6 protein-coding genes are annotated in these 10,435 nt (G+C 48.2%); 2 read left to right on the forward strand and 4 right to left on the reverse strand.

Annotated elements, in window-relative coordinates; genetic code table 11:
• Positions 1–249 precede the first annotated feature (249 nt).
• Entirely contained in the window at positions 250–3,168 is a 2,919-nt protein-coding gene (locus QUB70_RS29730) for a sensor histidine kinase (protein WP_332985275.1), read from the reverse strand.
• A gap of 223 nt (positions 3,169–3,391) precedes the next feature.
• Here QUB70_RS29730 and QUB70_RS29735 point away from each other — a divergent pair, with 223 nt between their 5' ends.
• Positions 3,392–4,555: a quinone-dependent dihydroorotate dehydrogenase gene (locus QUB70_RS29735; RefSeq protein ID WP_332985277.1), complete on the forward strand. Its 1,164-nt coding sequence runs from the start codon at positions 3,392–3,394 to the stop codon at positions 4,553–4,555.
• Between the two features lie 265 nt (positions 4,556–4,820).
• On the opposite strand, the gene QUB70_RS29740 is transcribed toward QUB70_RS29735, so the two are convergent.
• Positions 4,821–5,048: a hypothetical protein gene (locus QUB70_RS29740; protein WP_332985278.1), complete on the reverse strand. Its 228-nt coding sequence runs from the start codon at positions 5,046–5,048 to the stop codon at positions 4,821–4,823.
• 1,191 nt (positions 5,049–6,239) lie between these two features.
• Between QUB70_RS29740 and QUB70_RS29745 the strand changes: the two genes are divergently transcribed.
• Positions 6,240–6,878 (forward strand): transaldolase family protein, encoded by a 639-nt coding sequence (locus QUB70_RS29745; RefSeq protein WP_332985279.1) that lies wholly within the window; start codon positions 6,240–6,242, stop codon positions 6,876–6,878.
• 247 nt (positions 6,879–7,125) lie between these two features.
• Here QUB70_RS29745 and QUB70_RS29750 read toward each other — a convergent pair whose 3' ends face one another.
• Positions 7,126–9,195: a serine/threonine-protein kinase gene (locus tag QUB70_RS29750; protein ID WP_332985281.1), complete on the reverse strand. Its 2,070-nt coding sequence runs from the start codon at positions 9,193–9,195 to the stop codon at positions 7,126–7,128.
• A gap of 542 nt (positions 9,196–9,737) precedes the next feature.
• Positions 9,738–10,435 (reverse strand): group II intron reverse transcriptase (locus tag QUB70_RS29755; protein ID WP_332985282.1); only part of this gene is annotated, 698 nt, incomplete at its 5' end.

Consider the following 10,435-nt stretch of genomic DNA (forward strand, 5'->3'; position numbering starts at 1 on the left):
GCCCATTCCACAAGAAAAAAAATTTTGTGGGATGGGCCGGAGAGCCCGTCCTAGTTATTTTTGCAAGAGGTCTAATGCACAACAGCTTAACGCAATACGCTTGGGTTAAGGAAAATTGTAGCGAAAATGTTGGGCGGAGTGAAACGGAGGGTTTGTTCACTCGTGTCCAACCGTAGCGCGATCGGTTTTTTAGCACTAACTGAACCGTATTGGCATATAACATTGGAGTTAGTTCGCCCCAACATAATTTTAGGTATTGGCTAGGGGCAGCACTAAGCGGGCGACCGTTAAATTATTTTCTAACATTTCTAAAGAAAAGTTCCCCCCCATTAAGCGTACCGCTCGCTGACAAATTAAGAGATTTTGAACGATCGACCTATTGGAAGAAACCGCTAATATATCAGGCTGCGAGCCGCCGTTGAAGGCAGCAATTAACTGTCGATCGATCGCGCCGCTATCAGTAACAGACAATTCTAGCAAATCTTCCCCCAACAACTGAGAGCGAATCTCAATTTTGTCGCCAACAGAGGAGCGCCTGCAAGCCGCCCCCAGCAATTCGCACAGTATCAAATCCAGCTTGATGCTGTCGGCGCGAACGCTCAAAGTCTGGCCCGCCGGCAGCGACACAGCAGGTTCTCTGTGCACTTCCAGCAAGATTTCCGACTGTTTGACCAGGGGAGCAGTTCGATCGAGCGATCGCCTCAACCAAGCGTTCACAGGCACCGCATCTTGTCCGAATTGCAGCCGCCACTGTTCCTGTTTCAGCAACAAATGAGTTGACCCCAAAGCATTGCCAATTTGTCGCAAAACCTGTTGGTAGCGCAAAGTTTTCAGAGCATCCTTTTGTTCCTTCGCCGACTGCAAAATCGACTGACTCAACTCCCCCAACTCCTTCACCCCCGCTCCCACAGTGCGGTAAAAATCCTCGAAACGGCGCTGCTTGTACCAGTTGAGCAGCTCCAGATCCAATCGCTGCGACTCGCTTGCCGATTGCACAGCCAAATACCTGCGCCACCAAGCCAACTGAGACGCCATCGAGCTGAGTAAATTCACCGACAACTCCGACCACCGGCGGCCCGGAGCGTCCGCAGCCACCACAATGCCGACCGGAGCGTGTTCGGGGGAAGTCCGCAGCGCCACCGCCAGAATTTCGCCAATTCCCGGACTGCGGAGCCACCGCTTCGTCGCCAGCGGCAGTTGGCTCATGCTCTGTCGCAGCACGCCCGCGAATGCCAGCGTTTGTTGGATCAAAGCATCTGTTTGGACAGGAATCGCGGCATCGGGATTGAGGGCAAATACGGGATTGGCAGCTACCGCCGCGGAGATTGAAGCTTCCTCGGAGCCGGGATTCCAAGTAATGACGGCTACTAAAGGACAGGAAATTGTCTGGGAAACGTGTTGAGCAAAGTTACGATCGAGCTTTTGCAGCGGCAACTCTGGAAACATCCTCGCTGAAGCAGCAGATATCTGTTGGAGAGATTGCTCCTCGCCAGAATGCTGCAAAACAGCCAAACCCGATTGGAGCGATCGCTCAAATTGCTGATATTTGTCGATTTCCGAACTCTGCTGCCAGGAGTGCAGGATCAATCCTAGCTGTTGGCTCACTATCGCAACTAATTCTAGCTCCGATCGCCTCCAAGTGCGAGTTGCACTGTGCCCGACAACCAGCAAACCCTCGATCGATTTTCGATTGGGGATTGGGGATTTTCGATTGGGGTTTTCTCCCTCGGACTTTTTCCCCCGAGTGCTCGATGCCAAAAGCGATCGCACCCCCGCCTCCGCCAACACTTCCCGCCAAGCGCCCAACCGCCCGTCTTCCTCCCAATTTTCAATAGCCAGAGGTTCGCGCATCAACAACAGCCCCACGTCAGCCACATCCAGGGCGTTGAGCGGCGACGGCACTGGCCTGCGGTTGCGGGGCTGATTTTGGCAGACAATTTCAAAGCGATTTTGTTCTTCGCCGTACAGCAGCAGCAAAAAGTATTCGCATTTGAGTCTCCCGCACAACTGCTCGGCGGTATTTTTCAAAGTCTCCTCCCAGTCAGCATCGCTGTAGATGGCGCGAGCTATTCCGGCAGTTAAATCTCGATCGATCTCAGTTTGCTGAATCCTCTCCTCCATCTCGGACACAGGAGCCATCAGAGCCACTAACTGCGCCACTCCCCGCAGGTAATGCTTTTCATTGTCTTGCCAAATCCGGGGCTCGCCGGCTTCGACTGCCAAAAATCCCAACAATTCCCCTTCTGAAACAATCGGCGCAGCCAACAGAGAGCGAGCGCGGATTTGCTGCATCAACCGCCCCGTCAGCTCAGTTTTCAGAGAACTTTGAGATTCACCGATCCAAACCATTTCTTCCCTGCCCAAAGCCTGATAAAATTCGCCCAAGTCTTGGACGGTGATGCCCGAAGCCGCTCGGCCCGGCCCGCCCAAACCCGGAGTAACTTGGCGGTTGCTGACTCGACGCCAAAAATAGCGCCGCTCTCGCTCAAACCAATAAACATTGGTGCGCGTCGGCTCGATAAATTCATGGGCTTCTTCGACAACCGCTTGCAAGTATTGGTCGAGCGATCGCAGTTCCCGCAACTGCGAAATCAGCGCTAAAAGAGACTCATCAGGGCGTTTTTGTTGTTCTCGCTGCCAATCTTTTTCTATTTGATAAAGAGCAGTAGCCAGCGCTCCAAATACGACCGCCAACTGTGTTTTTTCCCCCGACTTTGGCGACGCTCCCCACACGTCAGTGCCGAGCAAAATCACGCCGTAGCAGCGGTCTTTGTAGCGGAGAGGAAACAGAGTCGTGCCTTGAATGTTAAAAGTTTGAGCTGCTTTGCGCCATTCTCCGGCTCTGTTTTCCGATCGCAAATCCGGGACTCCCACCGGCCGAAGCTGAATCACTACTTGTTCCAGCAAATCCCCCGGACTCAGAGCAAACCGCTGTTTGAGAAAAGAAAGGTCGCCGTTAGGAGTCATGCCGCCTTTCCCGAACAATCTGTGGGCCTGTCGATCGTACAACCCGATCCAAATCAACCGCCAGTCAAATTCCGCTTGCAAGTAACCGAGTGTTGTCTCCAGCAGCACTTCAACATTCTCCTCTTCTCGGAGAGTCTGGAGAACGCGCTCCAGGGCCGCGATTTGTTCGTCTAAATCCTTCGGTCTTTGCTCATGGCCCATTTCCAAGCTTCCCCCACCTTTGTCCAATTTAAAAATACCAACTTAAAAATTTAAAAAAATAAAATGGAAAAGAATCAACTTATAATATAATCGTCTCACTTATCCTTCCATCTAAAACATTGGATCGAGTCGATCGAAGTTGAAATAAAAACTTCACTTTAGCTTTTTCCTCCTGAATATTTTTATTGACCTTCTCAATTGTCAACTGCCCCAGGACAAGTCATTGGATATTTATCAATCAGGTGTGCGGCCGCTGTTGTTTTCCGTATTGAAAACCGATGCCGAGTGGCTGCACAACCGCACTCTCCAAGTTCTCGAACTAGCAGCCAGAACCCAGTCAAACCCCGCAACCAGCCGAATGCTCTCCCAATTGCAGAAATCTTTGGGAGTGCAAGATTCTCGCCTCGAACAATCGAAGTGGGGACTGAGCTTTAAAAATCCTGTCGGCTTAGCTGCGGGATTTGATAAAAACGGCGTAGCTGCTGACATTTGGGCAAATTTTGGCTTTGGCTTTGCCGAACTCGGCACTGTCACTTGTCAACAGCAGCCCGGAAACCCCCGGCCTCGCTTGTTTCGCTTGACGGACGACAGTGCAGCCCTCAACCGCATGGGATTTAACAATCAAGGAGCCGCAGCAATGGCAGCCCGGTTTCAGGCAGCACAGAAAAATTCAAAATTCGATGCCTCGCGCCCCATGCGTCAGTCCCCGTTCCCGATCGGCATCAATCTCGGTAAATCTAAGGTAACACCGTTAGAGCAGGCAGCAGCCGACTATTTGGAGAGTTTTAAGCTGCTCAAAGATTGGGGCGACTATTTTGTAGTCAACGTTTCCTCTCCGAATACGCCTGGATTGCGATCGCTCCAAGATGCTGCTGGGCTTACCACAATAGTGGAAGTTTTACAACAAGAAAATCAGGGAATCAAGCCAATTTTAGTCAAGATTGCGCCGGATTTGGAACCAGAGGCGATCGCATCAATCCTCGACTTAGCAAAAACCTACCAACTAGCAGGAATTATCGCCACAAACACCACCATCCGCCGCGACGGATTGAAAACACAAATATTGCCAGAAACCGGAGGCGCGATCGCCGAAGAAGCCGGGGGAATTAGCGGGCTTCCAGTGCGAGAGCGATCGACAGAAGTAATCCGATTTATCTGGCAATATACAAAAGGCGAATTACCAATAATTGGAGTGGGCGGCATTTTCACCGCCGAAGATGCTTGGGAAAAAATAGCCGCCGGTGCGAGTTTAATTCAAGTTTACACCGGTTGGGTTTACGAAGGGCCTTGGATGGTGCGCCGGATTCTCCAAGGTTTGCTGCAAAAATTGGAAGAAAAGGGATTTAATTCGATTTCTCAGGCCGTTGGTTCCGAGAATATTAAGTAGTCCTTAGAAAGATGACTAAAGTTCTCACTACAAACTGGTTTTCTGATAATTAACCGGAAATTAGCAAGTTTTGAGTCAAACAAAATTCTCAACCCTACTCCCAACTCATAACTCGCCCGTTGCGGTAAGCTGTGTTGCATCTAGATTGCCTATGGTATTAGAGAGGGAGAGGGGGAGAAGGGGATCGGGGGAGAGGATTTGACGATTGTTCGATCGGGACTCGAAATATACAATTTAAATGCACAACAGCTTAACACTCCATAACTTACTTGCGTTGGGAAAGTTCAGCCAGCGTCCAAGTTACGCTCACCATCATCAAGCGCCCTAGAGCCTTCAAACGGTCTTTGCCACTATTTTCAACCAATTGAGACAGACTTTCAGAGTTAACATTTATCGACAATTCTTCAGCGCTGGCTGCTGGTTGTTCCAACTGGGCTTGTTCAGAAGATGTCTTAAGGCTGACTTGTGGCTGCTGATTTTGTTCTTCGGTCATTTTCTGAGTCCCCTCCTTGAGTTATTGCATACATAACCCTAACTACAAATATAACCTCTTTGTATCCGGGATTTGGCGAGTCAAGTTTTCCCTACCCGACAATCGCAGTTACCAACTCCTACCATTTTAGATTTGAGATTTTAGATGATAAATGACTGACGAATTAAGGATTTGGAGCCTTGGCTACCGTTGCATTCTTTTTTTTACTGGTATCACTTCAAATTTTTTAGTTCTGCTGTGAGCTATCTTGAATAGCACTTAAACAACTGGCACACTCGAATCGACTTGTAGGGTGTTCTACAACTTTAATTGTGAATGGATTATCAAGGGTGTAGGATAGTAGAGCACCTTACTAATTGTGACACACTCGCCTTAGTCCTGCTTGAATAGCACTTACTCACTGGAAGCATCTCTTTTGGAGAGTAAAAAGCATTTTTTAAGAGTGCGAGGATGCCCGATCTCGCTTCGACTTCGCGCTTTTCTGTACCCTCATACACAAGCTTGCGCCCGGATGCTCTCATAAAGGTATTCCAGGTTTGTGAAGTGTAGGGACAAAGGCTTTCGCCGTGTCCCTACGGGAAGCTCACGATAGGCGGGTGTACTTCATAAATGTGGAATCTGCTGTAAAAGTATTCTTGAAGAAACCGGGTTTTTTTTAATCTTGTTAAAAAAATCATCTCTAAAAAAAGGAACTATTACCTATTGATTTTTCTGGACTTTTGGGATATATTTTAGATAATGGAAGTGGTAAGTCAAAATTAAATTTTGCCACTATTTCCATTATCTAATTATACTTAAAATAGTTGCCAGAGTCAAGATTTTAACAATAAAAAAAAAGGCGATTTTTTTTTATTCAAGCAAATCAAATTTATTAGCCCATAATTAATTCTCCGTTACCGTCAATAACTTGTCCGCGATCCCAATCGCAGGAATATTCTGAGATTGAAACCATCTCCCGTGTGCGATCGCTCGCTTTCCCTCATAAACCCGGTTTCTTGACGCAATTCCTGTAAAATTCACAACTCACGGACTACTACCAGTGAGGTACATCACTAAATTGTTATATTTGCTTAAGAGTAATATTTCCGAGATTCTGATATTGTTAAAGCTTAAGAATTAATTTCGCTCTGATTTATCTCAAGCTGAAAACAAGCGTCGGGAAATTATTAACAAACTGAAGGTGTAGAGCCGATGGCAATTTATGTTGATACTGCAATTGTAGCGGAAGCCGCACAGGCGAGCAAGTTCGGCTGGATAGCGGGAATCACTACTAATCCGACACTTTTGGCAAAAAGCGAGTTATCTCCTGAAGAGACGCTCAAACAACTGGCACAACTTATTCCTGGAGAAGTGTACTATCAGCTAACGGCATCTGATTTTGATGGCATGGTAGCAGAAGGAAAGGCTGCTTTTGAGTCGATCGGGCGGCAAACTGTTTTGAAAGTTCCGGCAACGGCGGCGGGTTTCCAAGCAGTAGCGCATTTGTCGGGGGAAATTCCTTGTGCGGTGACAGCTATTTACAGCGCGGCCCAGGCCGTTGTCTCAGCAGAAGCGGGGGCTAAATATGCGATCGCCTACGTGAATCGCGCCACCAGACTCCTCGGAGACGGTTTTGCCTTAGTGCGGGACATGGCAAATGTCTTGAAGAAAAGTAATACTGAAATTTTGGCAGCTAGCATTAAATCGCCGGAAGAAGCGGTAAAAACTTTATTAGCTGGAGCGCATCATTTGACATTGCCTTTTGACGTGTTGCAAGGGATGGCCGTTCACGAGTTGTCGCAGCAAACTGTGGAGGAATTTGCCAAAAACGGGCGAGGAATTTGGGGATAATAATATCATGTCCCCTTGCACAACCTATTGATTATTTTAAAATTAGTCATTGGTCATTGGTCATTGGTAATACTGGTCGCAACAGTCTCTCTTCTCTCTCTTTTCTTCCTTCGCGAAGGACGCGGTTCGTAAAAAAGTAATTCTGTACAATGTACGCTGCACACCTTACACTACTGCCAACTGTCAACTGCCAACTGCCAACTGTCAACTGACAACTGTCAACTGTCAACTGACAACTGTCAACTGACTATGGCATTCGCCAAATCTTAATAGTGCGATCGGGACTGCCACTGACAAAAGTCTTGCTATCTCTGCTAATCGCAACAGAATTCACAAACTGACTGTGACCGGAAAGAGTGCTTCTTTCTTTTCCCGTCTTCAAATCCCAAACTATAATATTCCCCCCCCCGCTGACGAGAGAGCGACTGTCCGAACTAAAGGCGATCGTCCTCACCCAGCTCGAATCCCCTTTAAAAGTGCGGGTGCGCTTGCCGTCTTGGACGTTCGACAAACGGATCGTATTGTCGCTGCTAGCACTAGCCACCACTTGCCCGTTCGGGCTAAAAGCCACAGCATTAACCGCGCCCCCGTGACCTGTGATAATTCTTCTGACTTCTCCGGTGCCGAGATTCCACAAACGCACAGTCTTGTCATCGCTGCCGCTAGCCAGAGTTTGACCGTTGCTGCTAAAAGCGATCGCGTTTACTCCTCCGGTGTGGCCGCTCAAAGTCCGCAACCTGCTGCCGGTTTTGACATTCCACAAGCGAACAGTTTTGTCATCGCTACAGCTAGCCAGAGTTTGACCGTTGCTGCTAAAAGCGATCGCGTTGACGGCTGCTTTGTGAGCGGGAATTGTCCGCATCCGCCGCCCCGTCTTCAAATCCCACAAAATCACATTATTGTCGTCGCCGCCGCTGGCCAAAATCGAGCTGTCCGGGCTCACCGCTAGCGTGTTGACCGATTTTTTAGAATGCACCGGATTGAGAGTCCGCACCAAGCGTCCCGTCCTCACATTCCAAATTCTAATCGTCCCAAAGCTTGCGCTCACCAAAGTTTGACCGTCCGGCGACAGGGCGATCGCATTTACACTCCCGACATTATCCAAACTTCTTTGCAAAAACTGACTGCTAGGCAAACTAGAAAGCAGCCAAACCGGGTTTGCCGGAAACACCCCGTAACGCAGCGAACCGTAAATTTGAGACGCGCCAATACCCAGCATCAAAACAGCAGTGCCCGCCAGCAACTTATTTTTCCAACCAAAAGCCTCTTTCCCGGGCTTCTTCAAGCTCGAATTTAGAGGTCTGAGGCGGTTCGTGGAACTCTGCTTCGTCGCCCCAGACCCCCCAGACCCCCCGCGAATTTTAGTTTGCCCCGTCGTCGGCAACTGAGTCGGCAACTGAGTTTCTTCGCCGTCGAGATTAATTTCCTCCAAGCACTGCAAAACCATCTGCGGACTTTGAGGTCGATTTCCGGGAAAAGGCGCCATCAGGTAATCGATCACATTAGCCAGGGGGTCGGAAACTTGAGGAGCTCCTTTGCGCCACATTAATCTGCCCGTGCGCGGGTTCTCGGGAAACGCAGTCGGCGGCTTCCCAGTCAGCAAATAAACAAAAGTGCGCCCCAAAGCAAAAAAATCCGACTGCGGAACAGCCTTGCCATTAGTTTGTTCCGGCGGAGTGTAGCCAGGAGAAACAATACCAGTGACATTTTGCCCCTGGCCCACCTTAGCGAAATAAGTCGCCGACACTTCCCTAGCAGTCCCGAAGTCAATCAGCACTAACTGCCCGTTCGGCTTGCACATAATATTGTGCGGCTTGATATCCCGATGAAAATAGTTTAGTCTGTGAACTTGGTCTAAAATTTCCGACAGTTGTTTGAGCCAGTTCAGAGCTTGTTCTTGACTGATCGGGCGGCCCCGATGTTTCAGCCAGTCTTGCAAATTTGCCCCAGCAATTTTCTCCATCACCAGACAGTGAAAAGACTCTGTGCTGTGAGCTGGCGAAAATGTAAAATAACCGTCGCGATCGACTTTTGGAATACCTGGATGTCTCAGCCTGGTCAATACGTCGGCTTCTTGCTTAAAAAGTTCTACAGCTTTGGGATGATCTTTGAGCAGGACTTTGAGCACTTTTCGGGCGCCGTTGTCGTCCACTTCAAATGTTCTGCCAAAGCCGCCGTTTCCGAGAGGTGTTACTAGCCGATATCGACCTTCCAACAAAAGTTGAGACCCGCAGTGGATACAGGCGGATTTGCCAGAGTTTGCTGGTTCGGAGGGATTCGGGCATTTGGGATTGAGGCAATAACTCACAGAAGCCACATAACCCTGATTGAGGTTGCTCTATCAAGTTTTACTTTGACACTCTGGGCACTCTTCGTGACTGAGATTCTTGATTCAGCGAAGTCACTTGCTTGGGACTGGATTACTCCAGCCACATTAAGGGTGTCTTCTCCTCAAGCGTAAATTCCGGTATGCCCTACCGTACTTGATTAGTCCTCTTAATCTAGTTCGGTTTTTGTTCAAATGCGAGTTTTTCTAGACGGCAACACCGTTAGGTGTGACTGCGTACTCAACAATCCAGTTAAGTTTTTACGTTGTCTAGTTATACTCAATTTTCAACATATCACGATCGTAGCACACCTAGTACAAGACTCATGAATACGGGGACTGAAGTCCAAAGGAGTCGCTGAAGTCAAGCGGAATAAAGTCTCCCTCGTTTTCCGCATCCCGTCTTTTTCTATAACGAGAGAGGGTTAGAGTCGATAGGGGCGTTGCCACCCCTACCTCTCCTTCAGAACGGAACGTGAAACTTTCGCTTCATTCCGCTCCTTGATATCTTCATCCTTTTTTAAGGATACAACTCAAAACGGATTGCTATCATAGTTCCTGTGAAGGAACCCGTCATTTTCCGTTTTTGTGTCGTGACAGTGCTTATGCAAAAGTTGAAGGTTTTGGTATTCATCCTTACCGCCTAGCGAGCGGGGTTGGATATGGTCAACTTCTACAGTGTCCTCCGGTGTGAAGTACAGACCACAGTGGGTACATTTACCTTTTTGTTTCTTAAGCAGTGTTGCCACTCTTGTTGGTGTTTCAGGGTATACTCCGCGTCTAGAACTCCAGTAAATCCAGTCACCGTTGTAAGGTGTTGAGTTGCCTTTTACTTTGACGTGCCTTATGATAGGCGTTGCAGAGTGTTGTGTCAACTCTAAACCTTCTTCTGTGCTGAAACACCAATTTCTGTCGCCTACTGTTCGCCAGTATTTGTCTTTGTTGATGTTACCTTTTCCCCGTCTTCTAGCCCATGCTCTTAACTTGTCATAAGTAAGATCATCAACCTTGTTAAAGGTTTCCTTACTTACTACTGTTGAGTAATAGTTTGACCATCCCCTAATTATTGGATTCAGCCTTTTGATTAAGGCATATTGTGGGGAGTGACTATGGGTATCTATTACTTCTTCAATGTTCGCAAGATGAGCTTTGACTTTGGGCTTGGACGGAGTGATTAATGTTTTAAAACCAAGTGGTATTCCGTGTGTATTTTTGGCACTTCGGTAGTTGC

This window comes from Microcoleus sp. A003_D6, from assembly GCF_036702825.1.
Classification (GTDB): Bacteria; Cyanobacteriota; Cyanobacteriia; order Cyanobacteriales; family Microcoleaceae; genus Microcoleus.

Excerpts from the sequence above, each read along its gene's own strand:
- QUB70_RS29730 (WP_332985275.1), bottom strand. The coding sequence starts at position 3,168 with ATGGGCCATGAGCAAAGACCGAAGGATTTAGACGAACAAATCGCGGCC.
- QUB70_RS29740 (WP_332985278.1), bottom strand. The coding sequence starts at position 5,048 with ATGACCGAAGAACAAAATCAGCAGCCACAAGTCAGCCTTAAGACATCT.
- QUB70_RS29745 (WP_332985279.1), top strand. The coding sequence starts at position 6,240 with ATGGCAATTTATGTTGATACTGCAATTGTAGCGGAAGCCGCACAGGCG.